This window comes from Verrucomicrobiota bacterium (assembly GCA_039027815.1).
Lineage (GTDB): Bacteria > Verrucomicrobiota > Verrucomicrobiia > Verrucomicrobiales > JBCCJK01 > JBCCJK01.
Window position 1 is genome coordinate 11,472 of the sequence record JBCCJK010000025.1, and the last position, 25,371, is coordinate 36,842.

Below are 25,371 nucleotides of genomic sequence, written 5' to 3' on the forward strand. Positions count from 1 at the left end.
TCCCAGCCAGGGCCTTGGCTCTAGCCTGCGGCCAACTTCGCGCTCTTGATGGTATTACTCAAAAGCATGGCGATCGTCATGGGACCGACCCCTCCCGGGACCGGGGTGATGACGGAAGCTCGCTCCCTGGCCTCGGCAAACTCCACATCCCCCACGATGCGATAGCCCTTCTTGGCGCGGGCATCCTCCACACGGTTGATCCCCACATCGATGACCGCTGCCCCTTCTTTGATCCAATCGCCCTTCACGAATTCCGGCCGCCCGATCGCCGCCACCACGATGTCGGCTCGTCGGACCACCTCAGGAAGGCTCCGGGTCCGCGAGTGGGCGATCGTGACGGTGGCATTGGCCGTCGGCCCCTTGGCCATGAGAAGCATCGCCATAGGCTTGCCCACGATGAGACTCCGGCCTACCACCACCACCTCCGCCCCGCTCGTTTCCACCCCGGCCTCGGCCAGCAATTTCTGACACCCCAAAGGCGTGCAGGGAACAAAACCCGTGGCATCCTCCTGCGCGAGTTTCCCGACATTGACCGGGTGGAAGCCGTCCACGTCCTTGGCGGGATCGATGGCTCGGATGACCTTGGCCTCATCGATCTGGGGGGGCGGGGGCGATTGAACTAAGATGCCGTGGATGGCGGGGTCCTGGTTCAGCTCCTCCACCCGCGCGAGCAACTCCGCTTCGCTGGTGTCTTCCGGCAGTTCCAGCTTTATCGAATGCAGCCCCAGTTCCTGGCACTTTTTGTCCTTCTGCCGGACATAAAAAGTGGAGGCCGGGTCTTGCCCCACCAGGACGACCGCTAGCCCGGGGGTGAGGCCACGCGCTTGCAGCGCGGCGATGTCCGCTTGGCATTCGGAAAGGGTCTTTTCAGCGAGGGCTTTGCCGTCGATCAGTCGGGCGTTCATGGGCGGTCTTCGGGTTCGTGGGTCTCGGAGAGAATTCGGTCGAGAACTTCTTTTCGTTGGGCCTCGAAGGCTTCCTCGCTCAGCTCAGCCGGGATGGCAATGGGCTCCCCGAGGTGAAGTCTGACCTGGCTAAAGGGCTTGGGAACGATGAATTGATCCCAACTGCGCAAGCGCCAGACCCCGGTGTAGGTGAAGTGGATGGGGACAATGGGCACTTGGCTGACCTGCGCCAATTTGATGACCCCGGGCTGGAGACGGTAGCGAGGACCGCGCGGCCCATCCGGCGTGATGCAGAGGCAGAGCCCCTCTTCGAGGGCCCGGGTCGCTTCCCGGAGCGCGCGGGCGCCTCGGCGGGAGCTGCTGCCTCGCACCACGGGAATCTGGTAGGCGGCCAGCACTTGGGAGAGCATCCCGCCATCGCGACTGGCGCTAGTCAGCGCCACCACCTTTCTCTCGGGATTGATTTTCTCAAAAAAGGCCGGGATCATGAGGAGACGATTGTGCCAGAGGGAATAGACCACTGGCGAGGCCGCGTTCTGGGTCAGGATGGCTTCCTCGTCCACCACCACCTTGCGAACGGTCGCCGTGAGGAGGCGAATGACCGCCACCAACGATCGCGCTTGCCACGCAGCTGGCTTGCTCTTCCCCATGCCGCTCAATCAAAGATGCCCTGCGCGGTGGAGGCTTTGGGTGAGCGAGTGAAGCCGTTCCCCCTGGGCATGGTAGAAGGAAATGCCCTCTTCCTGGGGCGCAGTCCGGGTGCCTTCATCGGGCTTCACAAAGCGCTCACAGAAGGACTCCAGGTCGCCCACTCCCGCCGCCACCCCACCCTGCATGGCCGCCCCCAAGGCCGCCCCCTCTGTCGTCTGCAAACAAACCACCTCCGCCCCAAAAGCATCCGCGCAAATCTGTCTCCAAGCGGGACTCTGGCTGCCTCCTCCGGTCAGGCGGATCTCAGAGGGGTTCACACCGAGGGCCCGGAAGCGATTCAGGCCATAAGCCAGGCCGAGCGTGGCCCCCTCGGCCGCCGCCCGCGCCAGGTTTTCCTGAGTGAGGTTCGCCGGAGTCAGGCCATGGAGGACGCCGCTCCCTTGCGGCAAGTTGGGCGTCCGCTCGCCGGTCAGGTAGGGCAGCAGGCAGAGGCCCTCCGCTCCCCGGGGACTGGCGGAAACCGCGGCCTCCAACTCCGGGAGACTGAGCGCGAAGAGAGAGCGCATGGCCTCGGTCGTGACCGTCACGTTCATGGTGCAAACCAGGGGCAGCCACTGGTCATTGCTATCACAGAAGGCCGCCACTTCGCCCTCTGGATCGATGACGGGACTTTCGGAAACTCCGTAGAGCGTGCCCGAGGTGCCAAGGCTGGCCGTCATGACGCCTTGGCAAACCAAGCCCGTGCCGATGGCCCCCATCATGTTGTCGCCTCCCCCAGCGCTCACCACGACCGAGTCCGACAAGCCCCAACCTTCAGCCAAGTCGGGAGAGAGCAGGCCGAGCGCCTCGCGCGAACTCCCCACCGAAGGCAAGGCCTCTCCCAAGGCCGGATCGATGAAGTCGACCAGCTCCTTCTGCCAACGGCGAGAGCGCAGATTGAGCAAGCCCGTGCCGGAGGCATCGCCATACTCCATGCGCTTCTTCCCCGTCAGTTTGAAATTGAGGTAATCGTGCGGAAGGAGAACGCTGGCAATCCGGGCAAAGACCTCTGGCTCCTGCCGCTTCATCCAGAGAATCTTGGGCGCAGTGTAGCCGGGCAAAATCGGGTTCCCCGCCAGGGCGATCAATCCCTCATCCCCGCCGAAGGCTTCAGCGAAAAGCTGGCACTCTTGGGTCGTGGAGGTATCGCACCACAGCTTGGCAGGCCTGAGCACCTCATCGCGTTCATCCAAAACGACCAGTCCATGTTGCTGCCCGCTGACCCCGATTCCCACCACTTCTCGGCGTCGCTCCCCGAGCTGCTGAAGGCAGTCCTCCATCGTCCTTGTGAAAGCCTGCCACCAGTCTCCCGGATGCTGCTCCATATGCCCAGGAGGCAAGCCACCTACCAGCTGGTAGCTGCCCCGGGATTCGGCCAAGAGTTCCCCGCTTTCGAGATCGAGGGCCAGGGTTTTGGTGCTCTGCGTTCCGCTGTCAATCCCGAGGGCAATCATCCCCTAAGCAAGCTGCTCCTGCTGCCAAACGCGAACAAAAAGTCGGCCCTCAACGATATCCGTAAAGCATGGCCCAACCCAAGGTGGATTGGCTCACATGGAGAGCCTGGATGACCACGTAGTAGCTTCCCGTGACCTCCGCTTCGACCCGGGCGGCCGCCACCTGCTCCTTACGATAGGACTCGGCATCCACCAAGCGGCCCTGCGGGTCATAGATGTGCACGCTCAGGCGGTCGGAGGGCTCACTCGCCCCCACCCAGAACCAGTAGTCATTGCCACGATAGAGCTGGTGGCGGATGACCTTCCGCCCGCGCTTTTCGAGATCGCCAAACCACCACTGCTCTCGCAAAATGTAGGGATTGCGACGCTGCTCCAGCTTGGGGATGGCCTCCTCGATGGCGTAGGAGCGGCCATCGTGGACCATGGCCTGGGCCAGCGAGCCCGGCCAAAGGAGAGCCACAGTGAGAGCAGAGACAACGAGGAAAGGTTTCATTCGTGCGGGGAGAAAAAGACGCGGAATGTCACGACTTCAAGAGCGATTCGACCACATTGGTGGTTTCGCTCTGGATGATTTCGAGGCTTGCCTCCTCGATGACCCCATCGGCATTCGTCCGCAAGAGCGGCTGCAAGACCTCCAGTCCCTGCTCGACTTTTCCGAAGACCTCTCCCTGCCGCAGGTCCGGCGGCATGGCGTAAAAGGTGTCGCTGAGGTATTCGCAAAGCTCCGGCTGATTGAGAATCTCGGAATCGTCTGCCTGGTATTCTTGCAAGAGGAGGCCTGCGACAGCTTGGGTGCCCTTGATCCAGCCGCCCAGGCTGACGAGCTGGGCCAGATTCTCATCGCGCAGCTCTTTCATGGAATCGCGCACGCTTTTTTGGGCCCGGTCCAACTCCCGTCGGACCTCGTCCCACCCTTCATTCCGGGCACTTTCCAGGATGATCTGGCAGTGGGGCAAGACCGACTCCTTGACCCCCAGCACCTCAGCCAAACGCAGCACCTGCTGTCCTGTGAGGTGGACTTCTTCGCTATCCTTGGCTTGCACCGCCACGAAGCCATTGGCCACCACCATGCCCAGGAGAAGAGCCGTTTCCCCCCTCGACTGGACCAAACTGAGATCCTCCAAGCGCTTGCCAATGAGCTGGGAGTGCCAATTCTGTTTGCCCAGTTTGTCCAGCGAACGGAAGACTTCGTCCGGGAGAGGAACGACCACTTCCTCCACCAGATCGGCTGGCAATTCGTCCAGATTGAGCTGAAGCGGAGGACCCTCCTCAGCCGAAAGCGAGAAAGCCAAAAATAGAGAAAGAGCGAAATGCCAAAGGGCTCGGGACATACGGCGAAAGGTTACGTTCGCCAAAGAGCGATGCAATCAGGGATCTCTGGCTGGAAAACTCGCACCATCCTCCGACCCATCAGACGCCCAAGCGTACAAACTTGGCATTCACCGTTTCGAGGAGCAGCTTCACAATTGTCTCGTCGCCGATCCGATCGATCACTTCCTTGGAAAAGCCAAAGATGATCAACTTCCGGGCCGCCCGCGCATCGATGCCTCGTGACATGAAGTAGAAGAGATCCTCATCCGGGATCGATCCCGAAGTGGAGCCGTGACTGCACTTCACCTGGTCCGCATTGATTTCCAGACCGGGCATGGAGTTGGCCTCGGCCTTGTCACTCAAAAGAAGGTTCCGGCAGGTCTGGTAGGCATCGGTGTAATGCGCCCCCTCATCCACCCGAATGAGGCCGGCAAAGATGGAGCGGGCTTCATCGTAGAGAGCATTTTTGTAGAGAAGATCGCTGGTGGTGTGGGGGGCCTCGTGACTTTGAAGGGTGCGTTGGTCCATCTCCTGGGTCTCACCGGCCACCGCCAGCGAGAGCATTTCGCTGTTGGCTCCGGTGCCGGTCATCCGGCTGAGATTTTCGGAGCGAACCCAGCGACTCCCCACATGCATGAAGAGACTTTTGATATCGGCATCCCGCGCCACCACCGTGTTCTGCAACTGCATGAACCGACTCTCCATATTGAGGTCTTGCTGGATGGCGTATCGAACCCGGCCGCCCTCGGCCGCATGCAGATCAGCCTTGGTCATGATGAGACCGGAAGTGGTGGCGTCCGCGTTGAAGAGCCGTTCGATGAGATGCAGTTCGGCATTCTTTCCGGCGCTCACAAGTGTTCGTGGGAGGACGGCCGCGTCCTCTCCGGAAACCCAATGGACCACTTCGATCGGCCGCTTCAGTTCGACTTGGTCGGCTGCATGGAGGAAAATCCCATGGTCGGAAGTCGCCTTGTGAAGGGCCGCGTATTTGGCCGAACCCAGCTCCTGCCGCTGTTCCGCGAAGAGGGGTCGGACCAATTCAGGGGCCGTTTGGAGAGCCTCGTTGAGAGGGAGAGCGGTCACGCCTTCAGGCAACTCCCCCACTTCCCGGACCGCCAGGTGCCCGTTCACAAAGACGAAGCGAGCGATGGCTCCTTCGAGCTTCGGCAGGCGGGCCGCGAGAGCCGCGGCGTGGTCCTGGGGAAGCGCCTTGGCGCGGACATAATGGCTGAGGTTGGCCTCCTTCCAGTTGGCGAAGCGCCAACTTTCGTCTTTGCGCTGAGGCAGCGGGAGGGCCTGGAAGCGATCCCACGCCACGCGACGTGATTCGAGATACCAATCGGGTAGATTGGGTGCCGGGGCGGCCGGCAAGGTCTCCAACAGTTTCGACGGGGGGTTCGAGGTGGAGGATTCCATTTCCAAAGTTTCTTCGAGCATGGTGTGCGTGGGTTGTGTTCGCAAGGATTCAGCCAACAGAGCCTTCCATCTCCAATTCAATCAGCCTTTTCAGCTCGACGCTGTATTCCATCGGGAATTCTCTCACGAGATCGTTAATGAAACCGTTCACGCTCAAGCTCATGGCCTCAGCCTCGCTGAGACCGCGTTGTTGCATGTAGAAAATCTGCTCCTCACTCACTTGGCTGACGCTGGCCTCGTGCTGGGTGGCGTGCTGGTTACCCCGCACCGTGATGGCCGGGTAGGTATCGGTGCGACTGCGGGTGTTGATGAGCAGGGCATCGCACTCCGTGTTGTTTTTGCAGCCGCGAAGGTGCTTGGGGATGTGGACTTGGCCACGATAAGTCGAACGACCTTCTCCCACGCTGATGCTCTTGGAAATCACGTTGGAAGAAGTCTCATCCGCCCCGTGAATCATCTTGGCGCCCGTGTCCTGATGCTGTCCGTCATTGGCCAAAGCGATGCTGATGACCTCCCCTCGAGCCTTGCGACCCTTCATGATGACGCCTGGATACTTCATGGTGAGCCGAGAACCAATATTGCAATCGATCCAACGAACCTCTGCGTTCTCGTGCGCCAGACCACGCTTTGTCACCAAATTGAAGACATTGCTGCTCCAATTTTGGACCGTGACATACTGAATCTTCGCATCCTTCATCGCGACCAGCTCCACCACCGCGCTGTGAAGGGTGGAGGTCTCAAACTTGGGCGCGGTGCACCCTTCCATATACATCACTTCCGCTCCCTCATCGGCAATGATGAGCGTCCGTTCAAACTGCCCGAAATTCTCTGAATTGATCCGGAAGTAGGCCTGCAAAGGATGCTTCACTTTGACCCCGGGAGGGACATAAATGAAGCTCCCTCCACTGAAAACGGCGCTATTGAGCGCGGAAAATTTGTTGTCTCCGGTCGGGATGACTTTGCCAAACCATCGTTTGAAGACCTCGGCATGCTCTTTCAGGCCCTCCGTGCTATTCACGAAGATGACCCCTTCCTTAGCCAGCTCTTCCTTCACGTTGGAGTAGGCCGCTTCGGAATCATACTGCGCCTCGACCCCGGCTAAGAACTTACGCTCCTGTTCCGGGATTCCCAGTCGCTCGAAAGTCTCCTTCACTTCATCGGGCACCTCATCCCAACTCCGCTTGGGCTGCGCGCCGGAGGAGAGATAATAACGAATTTTACTAAAATCGATATTCTCTAGGTCCTTGGTCGCCCAGTTGGTCGGCATGGGTTTTTTCCAAAACTGGGCCAGTCCACGCTTGCGGAATTCCCTCACCCAATCGGGATCGCCTTTGACGTTGGAAATGTAATCAATGGTCTCTTCGGTCAGCCCAACGCCCGCGTCGTAAGTGTGTTTTTCGGGAAAGTAGAAATTCCCGATTTCATCTTTCTCACTGGCAATGTCCTGAACGGTTTGTGCTTCTGGATCGATGGTGCTCATAAGCGTTTTATAGTAGTGACGAACGTGCGAAGTCGATTCAAGCGGTCACCAGTTCTTCCTTGACCCAATCGTAGCCTTTCTCTTCTAGCTCCAAGGCCAACTCTTTCGTTCCACTGTGAACAATCCGGCCATGATACATAATGTGGACATGATCCGGCACGATGTAGTCCAAGAGGCGCTGGTAGTGTGTGATGACGAGGAAGCCCCGTTCGGGCGAGCGCATGGAATTGACTCCTTGCGCTACAATTTTGAGAGCATCGATATCCAGTCCCGAATCGGTTTCGTCCAAAAGACAATACTTCGGCTCCAACAGCATCATTTGGAGGATTTCATTCCGCTTCTTCTCCCCGCCCGAGAAACCTTCATTGACGGAGCGAGCGGTGAAAGAACGGTCGATCTCCAACTCGTCCATCCGGGCATACATCTTCTGGTAAAAGGCGACCGCGTCGATGTCCTCGCCCTTGGGAAGGCGGGCTTGCAGGGCCGCGCGCAGAAAATTGGCGTTGCTGACCCCGGGGATCTCGGAGGGATACTGAAAGGCCAAAAAGAGACCGGCCCGGGAACGTTCGTCGATTTCCATTTCGAGGATGTCTTCCCCGTCCATCGACACCTCGCCCCCGGTCACCTCATAGCCCTCATGGCCGGCCAACACCTTCGATAAGGTGCTCTTGCCGGAACCATTTGGCCCCATGATGGCGTGAACTTCTCCTTGGGGGATGGTCAGGGTGAGTCCTTTGAGAATGTCTTTCTCTTCAACCCGGGCGGCTAAATTTTGAATGGCAAGTTTACTCATCTTTTGGCGGTGTCAGATTTCTTCTTCGGTCTTTGGCTTTTGAAAACGGCTTAGGCTTGATCTCGGCAGTCGGGACAAACCCCGTGAAAGGTCATGTTGGCTTCGATGAGGGAGGTCCCGCGCGGGAAAACCCAGCTCTCGGTGACCGCTGCGCCCTTGCGGAGGGGTATGTCGCGGACCGACTCGCAGACATCACAGTGGAAGTGGGCATGGTCGGTCAGATTGGGACAATAGCGGGAAGGCGAGCGATCGAAATTCACCTGTCGCACGAGCCCCGCATTGGTCAGCGTCTCCAGACAGTTGTAAACGGTGGCTAGGGAGATGTTGGCGACTTTTTGTTTCACAAGATCATAGACCTCGGAGGCCGTGGGATGACTCCGCTTCTCCATCAAGGTATCGAAGACTTCCCGGCGCTGTTTGGTCATGCGAAAATCTCCCGAACCCTTTTTCAAGGCCCGGCGAAGTCGCTTGTCATGGATGGGGGTGCTCATTTAGAGGACATGGGATTCCCGAATTGGATTACGTAAGACCTTCGACGGAAGTTTCTTTTTATCAAGAATTATTCCAAATAAAGAAAAGACCAAGCTCGTTTTTGCCCGGTTCTCCCATTCACCCGACGGCATCGGAAGATCTACCCTACCCAGCCCGATCGAGGAAGCGCCGCGCCTCTTGGACTTCGTCGGCCGTGGGCGGGGCCTTTTCCCAGATTTCCAAGAAACGCCGGTAGGCACTGGCGGCCCGCTTTTCGTGGCCGGCCTCTGCCAGGAGGCGGGCAATCGCCAAAACGGCTGGGGCGTTCCCCGGCTGGATGGCAAAACACTGTCGGAAAGACACTTCCGCCAAGTCGGTGCGCCCGCCTGCGAGGTAGGCCCAGCCCATGAACTCCTCAATGGGAGCCAAGAGGACCGGTGGGGGCAGGCGATTTCCCTGACCCGCCTTTTCGCCGAGAATCTTGAACCAAGTGCCGGCCAGGCCGATCTCGCCCTGGCGGATGTAGACGGCGGCTCGCAGGTAGCGCTCATAAAAATGGAGGGTTTTGATGGCCCCTCCCCACTCCTCGGCATTGCCTCGGGCCTTGGCCAGATCGCCACTGGCCGCCAGCCCCTCGCCCGCTTGCACCAGCAAGGCGTGCAGCCGAAGCGCCTCCTCCACCTCCCCCGCTTCCAGCGCACGCATGCCTTCGAGGAAACGCTTGCTGCCTTCGAGGAAGTAGTTGGAAGCGCCGCCGTAGTCGCGACGGAGGGCGTCCGACTCCGGGAGTGCCTCCCAAGCGGCCTGCCACAGGCGCTGGCGAATGGCCAGCCGGGTCGGGAGGGTTTGGCCTCGATAGAACTGGAAGCCCGCCCCAGCGGAATCAAAGCGGTTGCTGGGAAAGCGAATGGCCGAGAGTTCGCGCGCGAGGCGCTGGGCTTCTCCCGCCGCCCCTTGCTCGACCGCCACCGAAGCCAACAGTTCCAGCGTCTTGAGGTAGCCCACTTTCTCGAAGGGCTCGGCCCGGCCCGCTTGGAACCCTTGTTCGTAGTCGGCCCGGGCTTTCTCTAAAGCGACCCGGGCACCCACCCAGTTGCCCGAAAGATACAAAAGCGAGGCCCCGGAGAACAGTTGGTAAGGACTGGCCGCGCCCAAGCTCACCAGCTCCTTCGCGACTCTCAAGGTGGGCTCGGGATCGGGCCCTCGGAAATAGCTCAGGAGGAGGAAATGCTTAAAAATGGGGTTGTCCGGCTGGAGGCCTGCCAAGCGCTCAAAGGTGGCGAGGCTATCCTTTTGCTTCGGCAGAGGCTGGCCTTCGGCATCAAAGCCATCCTGGCTGAGAAAGGCGTGCAAGACCTGGGCGTGGCGATCCTCGGGAAATTCCTCGGCAATCGCTCCCAAGACTGCCACCATTTGAGGCAGGCCGTCTTTTCGCAGAGCGATGAGGGAGTCGATGTAAAGCTGCTCCTGGCGACCAGCCGCCGGGGCCAAGGCGAGGGCGCGTTCGAAGGCCCGCCGCCGGAATTCTTTGTATTCGTGATTGTGGGTCAGCAGGGAAACACTCAGACCCCAGTAGGCCATGACACACTCCGGCTCCATCAAAAGGGCCGCACTGAAGGCGCGACTGGCCTCATAGTCATCGAAGGCATAGATGGAAGCCATCCCCTGCTGCAGGTAGCGACGGACGACGGGCGAGTTCGAGGCCCATTCCCACTCTCCTCCCACGTTCGGCAGCCCCTGGATGGAGCGCGGGGGCAGCTTGTTGATGATATTGGGGGGGATGATCTTGGTGACCTGATCCTGCGCCGAGACCTTCCACTCTGAGAAGAGGAGGAGCGCGGCCCAAAGCAGGAAGATCGGCATCATGCAAAAAAAGGGCGACGCCCCTGGCCCGCAAACGCAAAAATTTGCGCAGGCAGATCGAAGATTCCGCTCTACGCTCCCTCCCATGAAACTCGGGATCATTGGCTGCGGGAAAATGGGCAGCGCTCTCATCGACGGCGCGCTCCAAGGGAAGGTGGTCCAGTCGAGCGACCTCCGAGCTTTCGATCTCCACTCGCCCTCGCTGGAAGCCTTTGCCGCCCAAACCGGGGCCCAACCCGCGTCCTCCAACCAAGAGGTCATCGACGAAAGCGAAGTCGTCCTCCTCTGCACCAAGCCGCAAGATCTCCCGGCCCTGCTGGCCAGTTTGGAGTTCGCTCGCCAGCCCCTTTTGCTCTCCATCGCGGCCGGACTGGCCCTCGCCACCCTCGAAACGTCGGTTGGCGGTGATTGCCCCATCATTCGAGTGATGCCCAACACCCCAGCCCTGGTGGGTCAAGGCGCCTCCGCCTACGCCCTCGGAACACGGGCCACCCGCCAGCACGCGGCCATGGCCCAGGCCATCTTCGGCGCCGTGGGCATCGCGCACGAAGTGAAAGAGGATCTGCTGGATGCAGTGACCGGCCTCAGCGGGAGCGGCCCGGCCTACGTCTACACTCTCATCGAAACGCTGGCCGACGCGGGCGTGCAAAATGGCTTGCCCCGTGAGATCGCGCTTGACCTTGCCCTGCAAACCGTCTTGGGCGCAGCCAGCATGGTAAAGGAAACCGGGCAGCACCCGGCCGTCTTGCGCGACATGGTCACCAGCCCCGGCGGCACCACCATCGCAGGCTTGGCTGCTTTGGAAGAAAAGGGCCTGCGAGCGGCTTTGCTGGCCGGGGTGAAAGCGGCCACCACGCGCTCCCAAGAATTGGGCCAGTAACCTGCGTCCAGAAGCGCTCCCTCCCCGTCCGCGGCCGAGAAATCTCCCCTCCTGGCCCGCACCGCAGCAGGAGCATTTGGATCTAGGCGGCGCTCGGAAGGCGGGCCAGCCGAGCTTCGTAAGCCCTGATGGCCGCTTTGGTCGCGGGATCCAAGGGCGGCTTACCCCAGGGGTTGCTCTTGCTTTCCAGGCTTTTGAGAAAGAGATAAGCCTGGACGGTTCCTGGACCGGGTTGGCGGACGAGTGAGAAATCCATCTGGAAGACATGGACCTGGTTCTGGACGGTTCGGGCCGGGTGGAGTTGGGGCGGCACTTCATTGACCACGATCGTTTCCTCGACGTGAATTCGCCCAAAATCGCGATACTCGCTGCGGTAGACGTCCTCGGTCACATACCCCGGCTCGACCCAGGCCGGGAAGACGCTTTTTTCCTGGCTGGTCCGGGGGCTTTGGCGATCGACCTTGAAATGGTCGTAGCCGCGTTGCAGGGCCAGTTCGGAAGCGCGGGCGTAAGCGAAGGTCCGCGCGAAGTCCATGGGCGGATGGTTGTAGTTGGTGAAGGTCACCCGCAGCTGGTTGGATCCCAGCTCCTCGGTGCGGTAGCCGCCCCAACCGGGAAACGCGCCCTGCCAGGGCGCATCGGGCGAAACGTGATGCGGCTTGTAGTAAGTCTGTGCGGGGGTGCAGGCGGAGAGCAGGGACAGCAGTCCCGCAGCCAGCGCTAAGAACGAACTCTTCATCCTGCGAACTGACGGACTCCCCAGCAAACTATTCACGGCTCACAGCCTCAGCCCTTGGGCTTCCCTTCTCCCCGGACGCCAGCGGGACCCCTCGCGCCGCCTGGCCTTTGCTTGTCCTTTGGCTTCTTGCCACCCTTCCGGCTGGCTGCCCACGGCTCTCTCGCCCGACCCAGCCAAAAATACCCTTGGCAGCCTTCAGCCTCTCGCCTATCAAGAGCCCATGATCATCCAGCCGCGCATCCGAGGATTCATCTGTCTGACCGCTCACCCCGAGGGCTGCGCTGCCCATGTCCAAGAACAAATTGATCTCGTGAAATCACGCGGCCCTCTCGAAGGCGGGCCCAAGTCCGTGCTGGTGGTGGGGGCTTCGACCGGCTACGGCCTCGCTTCCCGCATCGCCGCGGCCTATGGCTCGGGCGCTGCCACTCTCGGCGTCTTCTTCGAGAAACCGCCCACCGAAAAAAAGACGGCCTCCCCGGGCTACTACAATAGCGCTGCCTTCGAAAAAGCGGCCACCGCCGATGGCCTCTTCGCCAGGAGTCTCAATGGAGATGCCTTTTCCGAGGAACTGAAACAGCAGGCCATCCAACTCATCAAGGAGGGGCCGGGGCAGGTCGATCTGGTGGTCTACTCCCTGGCCTCTCCCCGACGGACCGATCCCACCAACGGAGAAACCTACAAATCGGTGCTCAAACCGGTCGGCCAGGCCTTCAGCGCGAAAAACCTCAATACCGACAAAAAGGAAGTCGAAGACGTCACTCTGCCCCCCGCCGAAGGGGACGACGTGGCCCAGACCGTCAAAGTCATGGGCGGCGAGGATTGGGAGCTGTGGATGGACGCTCTCGCCGAGGCCGGCGTCCTGGCGGAGGGTGCCAAAAGCGTCGCCTACAGCTACATCGGCCCCGAAGTCACTTGGCCCATTTACAAGGACGGCACCATTGGACAAGCCAAAGAAGACGTGGAGCGAGCGGCCCGCGCCATCAGCCAAAAGCACGGCGCGCAAGCGCTCGTGAGCGTCAACAAAGCGCTCGTGACCCAGGCCAGCAGCGCCATTCCAGTTGTCCCCCTCTACATCTCCCTCCTCTACAAAGTCATGAAGGCCAAAGGCACTCACGAGGGCTGCATCGAGCAGATGGACCGCTTGCTCCGAAGCCAACTCTACGCAGCCGCTGGCCCTTCCCTGGATGAAGCGGGGCGCATTCGGATTGACGACTGGGAAATGGACGCTGAGGTGCAAGCCGAGGTCGCTGCCTTGTGGCCACGGGTCACCACCGAGCAAATCGATGAGATGAGCGACTTCGCCGGCTACCAAGCAGAGTTCCTTAAGCTCTTCGGATTCGGTCTCCCCGGCATCGACTACACGGCCGAGACCGATCCCCTGGTGGAAGTCCCCTCGCTGGCTTAGGCATTTTGATCCGACCTCCTCTCCGGCAAGAGCCCCTAGGCCCTAAGCATAGGCCTTAAGATAGGCCCTAAGGAAAGGGAACCACTGGCACTCAACGCTGAAGCAGAGGCGGCGGGGTGGGCTCCGCTGAGGCCTCTTCTTCTTCAGGAGCAGGCAAAAGCTCCGAGCGAGTCCGTAGAACCGAAGCGACCGTTTGTTGCGTGACCCGGTAAACCACGCCGTTGAAGGTCTTCTCCCTTTCGAATTTCTCCTCAGCCTGCGCGAGCGCTTTTTGGTAGTCCTCCTTGCTTTGCGCGAGGGCTTCTTCCACCCGCTTGGCGAGATCGGCTCGCTCCTCCTCCGTCGGCTCCCCGGGCCCATCCGCGAGCGGGCCCGACTCCTCTTCGGGACTGGTCCCCTCGTTGGCAAGAGTGGCTTCCACTTGGGACTCTTCTGCTGGCTGGCCCTCTCCTGCCGCCTCCTGTTCGGCCGCCAAGGCATTCAGGGTCTCGTCGGCCTCCGCTTCAATCCGTCGAATCTCGGCCTCCCGCTCCCGCTCTTCCTGCCAGCTCGCTTTCACCTCGGCTTCGACCGAGCTGGGAGCTGGCTCGGGCAAGGGCGTGAAGGAAATGCTCGGCGTCAGGGCCCACTCCTCCAAGCCCTCGTTCAAAGGGACCAGCCGCAGGTCGTAGGAAAATCCGTCAAAGGTCTCCAGCACGACCCTCCGCTCGCCTTCGCTCGGCTCCGGCTGGAAGTCGAGCAAGACATCCTCGAAGTCGGGAGACTCCAAAATCGTGCGGAGATCCGTGGCCACGGCCGCGTCCAAAAACTCTCCAGAGGCTGGCGCCACCAGAGAAAGCTCTCCTTCGGGATCTTCTCGTGCCACCTCCCAGGCGGCGAAGGCAGGATCGTGGGGCGCGCTCACGGCGAGCGACTTCAGCTTGCTCACTTTAAAGAAGGAAGAGGCGAGCCACTCCTTGGGATCGGCGGTCACATCGCGCAGAGCGTCCTCGACCACAAAGACCGCCTCCTCCACCCCGCCTACCCGAGCAAAGCGTCCCATGTCTTCGGCGTAGCCACCCAGATTGCCTCGCGAACGCATGAGCGTCCCGAAGAACAGCTCCGCCGCTTCGGTCTCCTTTTTTTGGAAAGCGATGCGCAGGGGCGGGACCACGTCCTCGCTTCGCTTGGCCGAGACATCCAACTGCAAGCGATCATACTGCGACGGCCCAGCCTGCTCTGTTTGAGCCACTTCCATGGCAAAGGCTTTTTCCAAAAGATCGGACACTTGTTCCCCGTCCGCAGGATAGCCCTCGCGCTCGGCCACCTTCCAGGTGGCCTCGGCTTTCTCCAGCGTGACGCTGCCCAAAGCATCTTCGATCACGATGGTTTCGACCAAGGCTGGATTGAACTCAGCCAGGAGCTTTTGCCCTGGTTTGATGGTGGAGTAAGCGGATCGCTCCGGCTCCTGGGTGGCCACCGTCACGATGAGGGCGAGCAGGCCCACCAAAAGACAAACGGCCCAGGCGATAAGAACTTCTTTCTTGGTCATGGATTAGCGGGCGGAGTTTCGGAAACGGCGCAGGATGGCGACGGTGATCCCGGCCAAGGCCACCACCAGCGGCGGCACCAGGACATTCACGAGCGTGATATTGGCCAAGAGGGTGTCCCGCTCGCTCTTGGTCTCCTTCTCCAGCTCTCGGATGTCCTTTTGGAAGCGGACGATCCCTGCTTGGGCTTTTTCCTCCAGCTCCAAGGCCTCACGGTCGACGGCATTGCCTGCTCCACCTCGGCGCTGCTCTTGCAGTTCTTCAAAGCGAGCTTGGGCCTGGGAAAGGCCCTCTTGGAGGGTTTCGATCTTGTCCTCGATCCGCCGCTCGGCCTCGGCTTCCAACTCGTTCAAGAGCGTGAAAGGACGTCGCAGGGAACGGCCTCGCGCCCCCACCAGGTTGGTGTCTCCCGTCATCTCATCGAGCAGATTGAGGAAGAATTGCTCGTTGCCTCCCCGCGGGGAAGGGATGGCCGTGGGTTGGCCGTTGATGAAGACGATTTCTGGTCGCTGGTTGTCGTAGGCCAGTTGGTCCAAAAGAAAGTCGGTGTCCGCCACCAAGACGACCGCGCCCGGCGCGCTCGCCTCGGCCAGGTGCTCGGGGCCCTCCTCGGAGGCCGTCTCTTCCTCCTCGCTGGCTTCCTCCTCTCCAGGAGGTCCCTCAGGGAAAAGAGTGGAGAAATTTCCTTTCAGGCGAATCGCGACCTCATACTCCACCCCGCTCGGCTCAATGCGCGGAGCTTCGGGTCCCCTGGTTTGCAAGGCAGCCGACGAGGGCATGAGGGCGGTCTTGTCCGAGGTCTGGACCAGAACACTCTTTTCCAGGCCCTCGGGCGCCTGGCCGCTGAAGCCGCCCATGGCAAAGCCACTCAAACTCCGCAGGCCCGAGGTCGTGATGTCGTCCTCGTTCATGGCCTCGCTACTGAAGGTCAGCATGAACTCATCGAAGGTGTCCAGGCTGACCCGTGTGCGATAGCGCAGATCGGCCAGCACGAGGGCATCGCCAAACTGGCTGGGGCCGTGAAAGGTCTGCCCCCAGGACTCCAGAAATTCCGGGAGGTCGGAAGCCAGGGGCAACTGCGGTGCTTGGCCCATCATGGGGTTCATCTGTCGCTGGTTGGCCTGATTGACCTCGCTGGCCGCATAGCTATAAGGGTCTAGGAAAGCCAGGATTTTGCCGCCTCGCAGGAGATACTGATCGATGGCATAGCGAGCCGCTTCATCCAACTGGGGAGGGTGATAGAGCAGGAGGAGATCGAAGCGGTCATCGAGACCGGAAAGATCCATGGCATCCAGCTCTTCCGCTTCGAAGATGCCTAAACTCCGCCGAAAGGCCCAGTTCCCTCGCTGCGACCCAAAATCCAGGACCGAGAGGCTACTGAGAACAGCGATTCGCTTGGGCTCGGGATTCATGACCCGGCTGATGGCCCGGATGACTTCGTATTCCAAAAGCTCCTCGTTGTCCGGGTCCAAGACGGGAATGCGTTCTTTCTCCCCCAGGCAGCTGACTGCGATGCCAAAGTAGACCACTTCCTCCAACCCCACTCGACGCGGCGGAATCAGGTCCAGCTTGGCGGAGTCTTCCGCATCGGTGTCCGGCTGGGTGTCATAGATCTCCACCAGCAGTTCCGGCCCGGCCACTTCTGAAAAACGAGCCAACAAATCCTCCACCTTCTGCGCGTGGAGCTTGTAGGGCCGAGGGAGAGCCTGGGAGTCCCGCGTGTAGTAGAACCGAAGGGTCACTGGGGTATCGATCCCTTCCAAAATGGCTCGGGTGCCCGGCGCCAGGGTGTGAAGTTTGTCTTGCGTCAAATCCACCTTGCCCCGTCCCAAGCTGGTGTTGCCTAAAATCGAGTTCAGAAAGATCGCAATCAGCACGACCGCCACGATCCAAGCGGAAGAGGCGAGCGCGGGATGAAAAGTGGATTTTTTCTCGGTGTCCATGGAGGAGAAGGCTCAGGCTCGTTTGGCGCGGATGACGGCGCTTGTGATGAGCAGCGAGACCGCAATCAGCGTCACGAAGTAAAAGACATCCTTGAGGTAGAGGGCCCCTTGCATGAGGTTATTGAAGTGTTGGTAGAAGCTAAACGAGGTGATGCGGCTGACTTCCTCGGGCGAGAAAATCTTATTGAGAAACTGCTCCACGCGACCAAACCCGATCATGGTGAAGCCGAGGCAGATGACCGTTGAGACGATAAAACAGACCACTTGGTTTCGCGTGAGAGAGGAAACCGCGGTCGTGATCGCAAGGCAGGTGCAGACCACCAGGAAGCTTGCAATGTAGCCCACGAAAATCACCCCATGATCGGGTTCACCCAAAAACGAAATCGTGATCCAGAGAGGAAAGGTCAGCAGGAGTGCGCAAAACCAGACAAAGCAGGCCGCCACATACTTGCCAAAGATGGCCTGCCACGGCGCGATCGGCATCGTTAAGAGCAATTCGATGGTTCCTTGGCGCTGCTCATCGGACCACAACCTCATCCCCACGGCCGGGGCCAACACGAGGTAAAACCAGGGATGCCAAAAGAAAAAGGCATTCCCGAGCGAGGCGTCTCCCGCCTCCAGGAGATTGCCAAAGGTGAAGGCGAAGGCGCTGCTGATGAGCAGGAAAATAATGATGATGGCAAAGGCAATCGGCGAAGTGAAATAGGCCACCGTCTCCCGTTGGAAGATGGTGAGGATGTTTTGCAGGCTGCGTTTCATCAAACAGGGAAAAGAAAAGGGCTCATTCTCCGGTTTCCGAGGTGGTGATCTTCCGGAAAACCGCATCCAGGCGCCCCGCTTCCACTTGGAGATCGGCCAAGCGGAGGCCTTTCTCCCGGGCGAGTTCCGCCAACTCCACCACCAGCTGGTTGTCTTTGGTTTGGGTGGGATCGAGAATCACGCTCACCCAATCCTCCCCTTGCTCGAAGGTCTCGACCGCTCGGGCGCTCGGGAGTTTTTTGAGGGCAGCCAGAATGGGGGTGGGTTTCGAGCCGGACAACTTGGCTCGGATCCGCCCCGCTTCGGGCGAGCGGGAGAGCAGCTCACCGGGCGTGGAATCGACCTTGATGCGACCCGAATCAATGATGATGGCCCGGCTGCAGGCCGCCTCCACCTCCTCCAGAATATGGGTGGAGAAGATAATGGCCTTATCTCGACCCATTTCTCGAATGAGCTGGCGGACTTCGCGCTTTTGGTTGGGGTCCAAGCCATCGGTCGGTTCATCCAAGATCAGAATCTCCGGATCGTGGAGCAAGGCTTGGGCGAGGCAAGTTCGATGGCGGTAGCCTTTGGAGAGCGTGTCGATGCTCTGATCGCGCACCGGCTGCAAGAAGCAGGTCGCGAGAGCGCGATCCACGGCTGAGGTCTTCTCCTCCCCTTTCAGCCCACGAATTCCGGCACAAAATTTTAGGAACCCGGAGACGGTCATATCGGGATAGAGCGGCGCGCTTTCCGGGAGGTAACCGATGCGACGCTTGGCTTCCTCAGGTGCTTCATGCACGGAGATCCCCGCGACCTTGACCTGGCCCTCGGTGGGAGTCAGGTAACCGGTGATCATTCGCATGGTGGTCGACTTGCCGGCCCCATTCGGTCCGAGAAAGCCGAGCACCTCCCCTTTCTCCACCGAAAAGGACACGTTCTTCACGGCGACCTTGCTGCCGAACTGCTTTTGGAGATTGCTGACCTCGATCATGGTGGGGGCGAAATCCGGTCGGAACCGGGGGATGGCATCGTTGCGAAAACCCGACCAGGTTTTCAAGCAAATTTTTCCGCGAAAGGGGGCGACAAAAGAGGTAGGGGTTGTCTGCCTTTCCTTCCTATGTGGCAACGCGTCCTCACTCCGGAGCTGCTCGACCGCTTACCGTCCGAACATCCTGACGCCCTTCGCAGCCGCCGAGATCTCCGTCTCATCAATTTTTTCCTGGGCGGTGAACGCTGGATTCATGACCAACTCGCCGCTCATCCCGATCAGAAGGTGGTCGAATTGGGAGCAGGCGAGGGAACGCTCGCCCTTTCCGGCCAGACCGACTTTCGTGGGCACTGGACGGCCTGCGACCTAAGGTCGGCCCCGCCAGCCTGGCCACCAGCCTGGACTTGGAAAGAGGGCGACTTCTTTGAGACCCTCGCTGGCTTGCGGGGGGAGGCCCTGGTGGGAAACTTGATCCTCCATCATTTTGACCGCGACGAATTGGCGATTTTAGGGAAGGAGTTTCAGAGGTTTTCCCGTCTTTTCTTTCACGAGCCGCTGCGTCGCCCTCGCACGGCTTCACTTTCCCGCCTCTTGTATCTCTTCGGCCTCAATCGCGTCACCCGTCATGACATGCGGGTCAGTATCGAAGCGGGCTTTCGCGGTCTGGAATTGCCGGAATGGCTCGGCCTGGACGAGGCGCGCTGGAGCCTGACCCTCTCCGAAACGCTGTTAGGAGGCTATCGTCTGAGCGCGCTGCAAAAAGCCCTATGAAGCCGCTCACCATTGTGGGAGGCGGGCTGGCCGGTCTTTCCCTCGCCATTGCCCTTCGCCAGAAAGGCATCGACCTCACTCTCCACGAGGCCATTCCCTACCCGCGACATCGCGTCTGCGGCGAGTTCATCAGCGGAGTCCAATCGGAAACGCTGGCCAAGCTCGGGATCGATGACCTCTTGCAAGACGCCTGCTCCCTGAGCTCCAGCACTTGGCGGCGGGGAGACGGGAGCGAGCTCTGCCGCTTTACCCTGCCCGAACCGGCCCGCGGCATTTCCCGGCATCGCCTCGATTTGCGCTTGGCGGAGCGCTTGCAAGACTGGGGGGGTCGCTTGGAGTTGGGTCGCAAGGCTTTGCCCAGCGGCCAGGAGGGCTACGTCGACGCAGCCGGTCGACGGCCCGTCCCCAAAAGCCCCTGGATGGGGCTCAAATGCCACTTCCGAGACTTCCCGATGCACGCTGACCTCGAGATGCACCTAGCGGAGGGAGCGTATGTCGGCCTTTCAGCGGTGGAAGAAGGTTGGGTCAATGTGTGCGCACTCCTGCCAAGAGTTTCCGGCCTCTCCGGAAAAGGGCCCGTTCGCTTTCTGCAGCACCTGGATGCGGTCGGCCTGAAAGAACTGGCCGAGCGTTTGCAAGCCGCCACCGCCAATCCGGCCTCCTTCCAAGGCGTGGCTGGCTTGCAGCTGGGAGAGCAGCCGGCCGCGGAAGGCTTTGCCATTGGCGATGGCAATCGCATGATCTGTCCCTTCACTGGCAACGGAATGTCGATGGCCTTTGAATCGGCCGCCCAGGCCATGGGGCCGCTCTCGCGTTATGCTGGCGGGCAGCTTTCCTGGAAGGCCGCGGTGGAGGAAGGCCGCCAAGCCATCCGGCGCAAACACCATCGTCGCAGCCAGCTTTCTCTCCACCTGCAGAGTCTACTTTTCCAACCACCCCTTCGCGAAAGCTTCGCTTTTTTGAGTCGAATCTCGACCTTTCCCCTCAGGGCACTTTTCCACCTGACCCGCTGACTGCATGTTTCTGAAATCCATAGCCAGCGCCATCCCCCCCACCGCCTATAGCCAAAAAGAGTGCTGGGATCTCATGCAGTCCATCGGGACCCTGGAGGGACTTCGAGGCCGATCGCGGGATCTTTTGGAGAAGGTGCTGACCGGCGAGAGCGGGATCAAGAAGCGGCACTTTGCGGTCGAGCCGATCACGACCGTCTTTGGTCGAGGTGCCCAAGAGCTCAATCAGGATTTTGAGGTCCTCGCCCCGGTCCTGGCCGGGCAAGCCCTCACGCGGGCCTTGGCGGGGGCCTCGCTCCAAGCGAGCGACCTCGATGCGCTCTTCGTCTGCACCTGCACGGGCTATCTCTGTCCAGGACTCACGAGCCATTTGGCGGAAAAGGTCGGGCTGCGAGCGGATGCCTACCTCCAAGATCTGGTCGGACTGGGCTGCGGGGCGGCCATCCCGGCTCTTCGCTCCGCGGCGGGCTTTCTCGCGGCTCATCCGAAGGCGACGGTGGCCGTGGTCCCAGTGGAAATCTGCTCGGCTGCCTTTTACATCGATGACGACCCCGGCGTTCTCATCAGTCTCTGCCTCTTTGGAGATGGCGCTTCGGCCTCGCTTTGGCAGGGCCAGGGAGAGGGCTGGCGGGCCTCTCACTTCGACACGCTCCACGTGCCCAAGGAGCGGGAAAAAATCCGTTTTGTGAATGCGGAAGGCAAACTCAAAAACAAGCTGCATCGCTCCGTGCCATCGCTGGCCGGTCAAGCCGTCGCCACCCTCTTCCAACGGCGGCCCAGCTCCGCGCCCCCAAAGCCGACCGTCATCGCGCACTCAGGCGGTCGCGATGTCATCGAGTCCTTGGACTCCGTCTTTCAGGGTTCCCAGCCGCTCCGAGCCACCCGACAAGTTCTGTCAGATTACGGGAACATGAGCAGCCCGTCGGTTCTGTTCGCGCTGGAAGACTACCTCAGCACGTCGCCCGCAGAGGACAGCCTTTGGTTGACTTCGTTCGGGGCCGGGTTCGCTTGCCACTCGGTCAGTCTCAATCGAGCGTGACGCGGCGACGGCGCCCCCCCCGCTTCTTGGGTTTCTCTTCTTCGAGATCCTCCGGGCTGTATTGGAAGAGGAAGCGCAAGTCCTGCTCCTCCAAGGAACTGGCAAAGCCTTCATCGCCCAGGACACCCTGAACCAACTCCCGCTTCTGCGCCTGGAGGAAGCGGATTTTTTCCTCCACGGTGTCGCGAATGAGCAGGCGGTAGGCGATCACCTTGTTCTTCTGGCCGATCCGGTGCGTCCGGTCGATGGCTTGGTTCTCCACGGCCGGGTTCCACCACGGATCATAGAGAATAACGTAGGAAGCCGAGGTCAGGTTGAGTCCCGAGCCCCCCGCCTTGAGCGAGAGCAGGAAGACCGAAGGGTCCTCGCTCTTTTGGAAGCCATCGATGACGCTCTTGCGGTCCTTGGTCTGCCCGGTGAGGTAGTGGAAGGTCCGGTCTTCCTCCTCCAAGCGGTCCCGAATGATATCGAGCATGCTCACGAACTGACTGAAAACGAGCACCTTGTGACCTTCTTCCTTCAGTTGGTCGAGGAGGTAAAAGAGGGCCGTCAGCTTGGCGCTTTCCTCTTCCAAGTGGGCCCCATCGACCAGCCCGGGGTGACAACAGATCTGCCGCAGGCGCATCAAGCCCTGCAAGATCACGAAGCTGTTGTTTTTGAGTTCCTTCTTGTCAGAGACACCCAGAATCTCCTCTTGAATGCGCTTCAGCTCCTGCTTGTAGAGCTCCTCCTGGACCCCTTCCATCTTGGCATAGACTTCTTCCTCAGTCCGAGGCGGGAGATCCACGGCCACTTCCTTTTTCGTTCGCCGCAGGAGGAAGGGGCGCAAGCGACCGGAAAGCCGCTCCTGCGCGGTGGCATCTTTCCGACGATCAAAACGCTTTTTGAAGTAGTTGCGATTTCCCAGGACGCCGGGCATGGCGAAGGACATCAGGCTCCACATGTCCATCAGTCGGTTCTCAATGGGGGTCCCGGTCAGGACCAAGCGATTGTCCGCGTTCAGCTCGCGGGCGGCCTTGGCGGCTTTCGAATCCGGATTCTTGATTTGCTGTCCCTCGTCCAAAATGACCGCCAACCAGCGGAGCTTTTTCAGCTCGGTCGAGCGCCCCCGGAGTTGCGCGTAATTCAGCACCAAAAGGTCGTTCTGCTCTTGCACGTCCTCGATTTTGAAATCGTCGGTCGCCCGGAGCACGCGCACCCTCAGGGCCGGGGCAAACTTGCCCGCCTCAGCCGCCCAGACATCCAGCACGGACTTGGGACAAACCACCAGAGCCGGGGTGGCCGCTTTCGACTGCTCCCGCAGCCAAAGCACCCAGGTCAGACTTTGGATGGTTTTGCCGAGTCCCATGTCATCGGCCAAAATGCCGCCGAAGCGATTCGTGGCGAGGTAGGCCAGGAAATGATAGCCCTCCACTTGGTAAGGACGAAGAGAGGCCTGCAAGTCGCCCGGGACTGCGGGGCTGATATTCAGCTTGAGGGTCGAGGCCCGGTCACAAATCCGCGACCAGGTCCCGGGATCGAACACGTCCTTCACGCCGGTGTCAGCCAGTTGCAGCACGTGCATGCGGTGGGTGTCTTCAGAGAGATCGTAGACGTCCAGTCCCAGGCGACTGATCATGTCCTTCTGTTCTTCATCGAGCGCGATTTCCAGGCGCACCCAGCCCCCATCCTCCAGCCGGACAAAGCCCCCCCGCGCCGCCACCAAGGCCCGCAGTTTCTCCTTGGAAATATCCAGGCCCTCCACGTCGAGCACGATCTTGAGGTCGAACCAATCGATGTCCTCGTTGATGACTTCGAATTTCACCTTGGCGGAAATGGGATCGGCCAAGAGCGTCTCCAGGTTCTCATCTGCCTTGATCTCGATCCCTTCGGGAAGGGCCTTGGCCCAATCATAGAACTTCTCCGGGAAGGCCTTGGTCACCCGCACGCGGAAGCCATCGCTCGGCATGTCCCAAGTGGGATTGAGGGGCTGCAAGCGCTCCGGAAACTCATCCAGCAGGTCGCGTTGGTAGCGGGCGATGGCATCGCCCTCGGGCGCTTCCGAATGCTCGACACTCCAGCCGTCTCTGCGCAAAACTTCGCGGCGACGACCCGAAGGCTCTTCCGCCAACAGACGCAGCATGACGTGCTCACTCTCGGCCCGGGTCAGTTCCTTCGTCAGCTCCGCCGCGATGGTCAAGCGCAGCTCCGCCTCTCGCACCCGCGCTTGGAGCGCCTCTGGCAGGTCCGCCCCAACCCGCGCGAGGAACTCCAAGCCATCTTCGGACTCAATGATCTCTTGGGGGACCTCGTAGAAGGACGCCACCTCCGTCGAACCGGAATGCTCCCACATCCAAGGTCGCGGCCCGCGCAAGACCACCTCATCCGCCAGATAGAGTGTCTCCGGTCCGGGTAGCAGGCGGACGGAGTGGTAGAGCGGCTCCCCGTCATCCAGAGAAAGCTGCAAGCCATAAAATCCCGGGCGCTCCTGGGATTCGGTGCATTCCCACTGGAGGCGGCGCGGATCAAATTCGATCGGCCGTTCGTCTAAGGAGACCAGGTGACGAAGGGTCGTCTCTTCCAAGCAAAGTCGATTGAGAAGCCTGGCGCCCTCGGCCGAGTTCAGGTCGACCCGGGTGCCTCCCTTCTCTCGCCAATATTCACTGAGCGAAGCCCAAATGATTTCGGAGGCCGCATCAAAGCGCACCAGGCCCTTGTCCCAGCCTTCATCCAATTCAGTGAATTGGCTCTCCTGATCCACCTCCACAAAGGCGGCGGCCTCCTCTCCCTGTTGCAAGAGGACCCGGACATCGTCCGGCGTCACCATCAGTCGCAGGACGGATCTTTTGGAGCGGGGGGGCTTGGGCTGGCGATTGACGGCCGAGCGGATTCCCTCCCACTCATCGATGTCCTTCTTCCGCTCCCAGGCCGCCATCCGGTCCTTGGTGGCCTCGAAGTCGGTGATGGCTGACATGAAGGGCGGAAACGGCACCCTTGCTTTGTCGAAAGCGTAAGCCACGTAGTTCCAGAACTCGATGATGTCAGCCGGCGCGGTCGGCCACAGGTCCAAGGGGTCATAGCTCGCGATCTCCCACTTCGCGCTCAGTCGGACGAGGTCCTTGTCGAAAATCTCCTGATCCAGCTCGTAGCGGCGATAGCGCTTTTCCACCTTCTCCACGTAGGCCTCCTCCCGTTCATGGAGCGGCCGATCAAGCTTTTCCTCCAAGAGCTGACCGAGGTCCTGCTCGCCGATTTCGTTGGGAGATTCTGGAAGGTCTTCTCCCCGCGCGACCCGTTCATACATCGCCGCGCAGACCGCGATTTCCGAGTGCGGTGGCAGCTCGGGCTCCACCTCCCAAACCCAGCGGCCCGCTTCCAAACGGAGATTGACCCGGTAGAGTTGATCGGACTGGACCTTGGCTTGAACAAAGCGCCCGTCCCCGAAGATGGTCCCGACCGCGCCCTCTTTTTGGAGAAACTCGCCTTCTTTGCGAACGGAGGGGGGAAAGGAATTCAGGAGGTTGAGGGTCGCTCGGTCAGGACTCATGGCAGGGCAAACTCGCGCCGCGAAGGAGACACCCGTACGCGGAAGGAGAGCGTTAGCATCGACGGCTCCCTCGTGGCAAACGGTGAATGGAAAAAATCGCGGACTCTCGCTGCCGCCCGGCTTCTCAAATTGCAGCTTCCCCCATCCTCGAATACCCCTCTGCTCATCATGCAGAAGGAAACCGCAGAAATCCTGGCGAAAGCGCTTCGAAGGCGACTTGCCCTCATCGGAGATCAGGAGCTTCGGGAACGCGATCCCGAGGGGCAACTGCAAGCCCTAGGCGCCATCTCGCAGGAGATCGACCAGCTCGTCCAGACCCATGGGCGCGAAATCACCGGGCAACTCCGCCACTACTTCGCCCAATGCAGCTACCAAAAAGCGCTGACCGAACTGGAGTCGATCAGCGCTTCTTGAAAA

General features: G+C 60.5%; 22 protein-coding genes. 6 read left to right on the top strand and 16 right to left on the bottom strand.

Annotated elements, in window-relative coordinates; all coding sequences use genetic code 11:
• Positions 1-20: 20 nt before the first annotated feature.
• The 10 genes from folD to AAF555_08105 all read right to left on the bottom strand — a co-directional run bounded on the left by folD (position 21) and on the right by AAF555_08105 (position 10,386).
• A complete protein-coding gene (folD, locus tag AAF555_08060; GenBank protein ID MEM6911525.1) occupies positions 21-905 on the bottom strand; it encodes a bifunctional methylenetetrahydrofolate dehydrogenase/methenyltetrahydrofolate cyclohydrolase FolD in 885 nt (294 codons plus the stop codon).
• Positions 902-1,555: a lysophospholipid acyltransferase family protein gene (locus AAF555_08065; GenBank protein MEM6911526.1), complete on the bottom strand. Its 654-nt coding sequence runs from the start codon at positions 1,553-1,555 to the stop codon at positions 902-904. Before AAF555_08065 ends, folD begins: the two co-directional genes overlap by 4 nt.
• 9 nt (positions 1,556-1,564) lie before the next feature.
• Positions 1,565-3,049: a xylulokinase gene (gene xylB / locus AAF555_08070; protein MEM6911527.1), complete on the bottom strand. Its 1,485-nt coding sequence runs from the start codon at positions 3,047-3,049 to the stop codon at positions 1,565-1,567.
• 49 nt (positions 3,050-3,098) lie between these two features.
• Positions 3,099-3,542: a hypothetical protein gene (locus AAF555_08075; GenBank protein ID MEM6911528.1), complete on the bottom strand. Its 444-nt coding sequence runs from the start codon at positions 3,540-3,542 to the stop codon at positions 3,099-3,101.
• A 28-nt stretch (positions 3,543-3,570) separates the two neighbouring features.
• On the bottom strand, positions 3,571-4,380 hold the full coding sequence (locus AAF555_08080) for a hypothetical protein (GenBank protein MEM6911529.1): 810 nt from the start codon (positions 4,378-4,380) through the stop codon (positions 3,571-3,573).
• A 79-nt stretch (positions 4,381-4,459) separates the two neighbouring features.
• Positions 4,460-5,797, bottom strand: coding sequence for a Fe-S cluster assembly protein SufD (sufD, locus tag AAF555_08085; GenBank protein MEM6911530.1), 1,338 nt, complete (start codon positions 5,795-5,797; stop codon positions 4,460-4,462).
• 28 nt (positions 5,798-5,825) lie between these two features.
• Positions 5,826-7,256, bottom strand: coding sequence for a Fe-S cluster assembly protein SufB (gene sufB / locus AAF555_08090; GenBank protein ID MEM6911531.1), 1,431 nt, complete (start codon positions 7,254-7,256; stop codon positions 5,826-5,828).
• 37 nt (positions 7,257-7,293) lie between these two features.
• On the bottom strand, positions 7,294-8,049 hold the full coding sequence (gene sufC, locus AAF555_08095; protein ID MEM6911532.1) for a Fe-S cluster assembly ATPase SufC: 756 nt from the start codon (positions 8,047-8,049) through the stop codon (positions 7,294-7,296).
• A gap of 50 nt (positions 8,050-8,099) precedes the next feature.
• Positions 8,100-8,540 (bottom strand): transcriptional repressor, encoded by a 441-nt coding sequence (locus AAF555_08100; GenBank protein MEM6911533.1) that lies wholly within the window; start codon positions 8,538-8,540, stop codon positions 8,100-8,102.
• Between the two features lie 145 nt (positions 8,541-8,685).
• Complete coding sequence (locus AAF555_08105; GenBank protein MEM6911534.1) at positions 8,686-10,386, bottom strand: hypothetical protein; 1,701 nt, start codon at positions 10,384-10,386, stop codon at positions 8,686-8,688.
• A gap of 82 nt (positions 10,387-10,468) precedes the next feature.
• Here AAF555_08105 and proC point away from each other — a divergent pair, with 82 nt between their 5' ends.
• Positions 10,469-11,263: a pyrroline-5-carboxylate reductase gene (gene proC, locus AAF555_08110; GenBank protein MEM6911535.1), complete on the top strand. Its 795-nt coding sequence runs from the start codon at positions 10,469-10,471 to the stop codon at positions 11,261-11,263.
• 82 nt (positions 11,264-11,345) lie between these two features.
• On the opposite strand, the gene AAF555_08115 is transcribed toward proC, so the two are convergent.
• On the bottom strand, positions 11,346-12,002 hold the full coding sequence (locus AAF555_08115) for a hypothetical protein (GenBank protein ID MEM6911536.1): 657 nt from the start codon (positions 12,000-12,002) through the stop codon (positions 11,346-11,348).
• Between the two features lie 220 nt (positions 12,003-12,222).
• Between AAF555_08115 and fabV the strand changes: the two genes are divergently transcribed.
• Positions 12,223-13,407 (top strand): enoyl-ACP reductase FabV, encoded by a 1,185-nt coding sequence (fabV, locus tag AAF555_08120; protein ID MEM6911537.1) that lies wholly within the window; start codon positions 12,223-12,225, stop codon positions 13,405-13,407.
• A gap of 91 nt (positions 13,408-13,498) precedes the next feature.
• On the opposite strand, the gene AAF555_08125 is transcribed toward fabV, so the two are convergent.
• Genes AAF555_08125 through AAF555_08140 form a run of 4 tightly spaced genes read right to left on the bottom strand, consistent with a single transcriptional unit; the run spans position 13,499 to position 18,677 of the window.
• Positions 13,499-14,938, bottom strand: a complete 1,440-nt coding sequence (locus AAF555_08125; GenBank protein ID MEM6911538.1) for a DUF4340 domain-containing protein — start codon at positions 14,936-14,938, stop codon at positions 13,499-13,501.
• Positions 14,939-14,941: 3 nt separating this feature from the next.
• A complete protein-coding gene (locus AAF555_08130; GenBank protein MEM6911539.1) occupies positions 14,942-16,879 on the bottom strand; it encodes a Gldg family protein in 1,938 nt (645 codons plus the stop codon).
• A 12-nt stretch (positions 16,880-16,891) separates the two neighbouring features.
• Positions 16,892-17,638, bottom strand: coding sequence for an ABC transporter permease (locus tag AAF555_08135; GenBank protein MEM6911540.1), 747 nt, complete (start codon positions 17,636-17,638; stop codon positions 16,892-16,894).
• 22 nt (positions 17,639-17,660) lie between these two features.
• Positions 17,661-18,677: an ATP-binding cassette domain-containing protein gene (locus AAF555_08140; protein MEM6911541.1), complete on the bottom strand. Its 1,017-nt coding sequence runs from the start codon at positions 18,675-18,677 to the stop codon at positions 17,661-17,663.
• 60 nt (positions 18,678-18,737) lie between these two features.
• Here AAF555_08140 and AAF555_08145 point away from each other — a divergent pair, with 60 nt between their 5' ends.
• The 3 genes from AAF555_08145 to AAF555_08155 are packed head-to-tail and all read left to right on the top strand — an operon-like array spanning position 18,738 to position 21,428.
• Complete coding sequence (locus AAF555_08145; protein ID MEM6911542.1) at positions 18,738-19,379, top strand: hypothetical protein; 642 nt, start codon at positions 18,738-18,740, stop codon at positions 19,377-19,379.
• Complete coding sequence (locus AAF555_08150; protein MEM6911543.1) at positions 19,376-20,392, top strand: hypothetical protein; 1,017 nt, start codon at positions 19,376-19,378, stop codon at positions 20,390-20,392. The genes AAF555_08145 and AAF555_08150 overlap by 4 nt, the downstream gene beginning before the upstream one ends.
• Before the next feature lie 4 nt (positions 20,393-20,396).
• Positions 20,397-21,428 carry a stilbene synthase gene (locus tag AAF555_08155; protein MEM6911544.1) on the top strand — a complete coding sequence of 344 codons (1,032 nt, stop codon included), beginning with the start codon at positions 20,397-20,399 and terminating at the stop codon, positions 21,426-21,428.
• Here AAF555_08155 and AAF555_08160 read toward each other — a convergent pair.
• Positions 21,415-24,954 (bottom strand): DEAD/DEAH box helicase, encoded by a 3,540-nt coding sequence (locus AAF555_08160; protein ID MEM6911545.1) that lies wholly within the window; start codon positions 24,952-24,954, stop codon positions 21,415-21,417. The two genes, AAF555_08155 and AAF555_08160, sit on opposite strands and share 14 nt — an antisense overlap.
• 168 nt (positions 24,955-25,122) lie before the next feature.
• On the opposite strand from AAF555_08160, the gene AAF555_08165 reads away from it, so the two are divergent.
• Positions 25,123-25,368, top strand: a complete 246-nt coding sequence (locus tag AAF555_08165; protein ID MEM6911546.1) for a hypothetical protein — start codon at positions 25,123-25,125, stop codon at positions 25,366-25,368.
• Positions 25,369-25,371 lie beyond the last annotated feature (3 nt).

Bases quoted from the DNA above. Each gene is read 5' to 3' on its own strand.
- folD (MEM6911525.1), bottom strand. From the start codon at position 905: ATGAACGCCCGACTGATCGACGGCAAAGCCCTCGCTGAAAAGACCCTT.
- AAF555_08065 (MEM6911526.1), bottom strand. From the start codon at position 1,555: ATGGGGAAGAGCAAGCCAGCTGCGTGGCAAGCGCGATCGTTGGTGGCG.
- xylB (MEM6911527.1), bottom strand. From the start codon at position 3,049: ATGATTGCCCTCGGGATTGACAGCGGAACGCAGAGCACCAAAACCCTG.
- AAF555_08075 (MEM6911528.1), bottom strand. From the start codon at position 3,542: ATGAAACCTTTCCTCGTTGTCTCTGCTCTCACTGTGGCTCTCCTTTGG.
- AAF555_08080 (MEM6911529.1), bottom strand. From the start codon at position 4,380: ATGTCCCGAGCCCTTTGGCATTTCGCTCTTTCTCTATTTTTGGCTTTC.
- sufD (MEM6911530.1), bottom strand. From the start codon at position 5,797: ATGCTCGAAGAAACTTTGGAAATGGAATCCTCCACCTCGAACCCCCCG.
- sufB (MEM6911531.1), bottom strand. From the start codon at position 7,256: ATGAGCACCATCGATCCAGAAGCACAAACCGTTCAGGACATTGCCAGT.
- sufC (MEM6911532.1), bottom strand. From the start codon at position 8,049: ATGAGTAAACTTGCCATTCAAAATTTAGCCGCCCGGGTTGAAGAGAAA.
- AAF555_08100 (MEM6911533.1), bottom strand. From the start codon at position 8,540: ATGAGCACCCCCATCCATGACAAGCGACTTCGCCGGGCCTTGAAAAAG.
- AAF555_08105 (MEM6911534.1), bottom strand. From the start codon at position 10,386: ATGATGCCGATCTTCCTGCTTTGGGCCGCGCTCCTCCTCTTCTCAGAG.
- proC (MEM6911535.1), top strand. From the start codon at position 10,469: ATGAAACTCGGGATCATTGGCTGCGGGAAAATGGGCAGCGCTCTCATC.
- AAF555_08115 (MEM6911536.1), bottom strand. From the start codon at position 12,002: ATGAAGAGTTCGTTCTTAGCGCTGGCTGCGGGACTGCTGTCCCTGCTC.
- fabV (MEM6911537.1), top strand. From the start codon at position 12,223: ATGATCATCCAGCCGCGCATCCGAGGATTCATCTGTCTGACCGCTCAC.
- AAF555_08125 (MEM6911538.1), bottom strand. From the start codon at position 14,938: ATGACCAAGAAAGAAGTTCTTATCGCCTGGGCCGTTTGTCTTTTGGTG.
- AAF555_08130 (MEM6911539.1), bottom strand. From the start codon at position 16,879: ATGGACACCGAGAAAAAATCCACTTTTCATCCCGCGCTCGCCTCTTCC.
- AAF555_08135 (MEM6911540.1), bottom strand. From the start codon at position 17,638: ATGAAACGCAGCCTGCAAAACATCCTCACCATCTTCCAACGGGAGACG.
- AAF555_08145 (MEM6911542.1), top strand. From the start codon at position 18,738: ATGTGGCAACGCGTCCTCACTCCGGAGCTGCTCGACCGCTTACCGTCC.
- AAF555_08150 (MEM6911543.1), top strand. From the start codon at position 19,376: ATGAAGCCGCTCACCATTGTGGGAGGCGGGCTGGCCGGTCTTTCCCTC.
- AAF555_08155 (MEM6911544.1), top strand. From the start codon at position 20,397: ATGTTTCTGAAATCCATAGCCAGCGCCATCCCCCCCACCGCCTATAGC.
- AAF555_08160 (MEM6911545.1), bottom strand. From the start codon at position 24,954: ATGAGTCCTGACCGAGCGACCCTCAACCTCCTGAATTCCTTTCCCCCC.
- AAF555_08165 (MEM6911546.1), top strand. From the start codon at position 25,123: ATGCAGAAGGAAACCGCAGAAATCCTGGCGAAAGCGCTTCGAAGGCGA.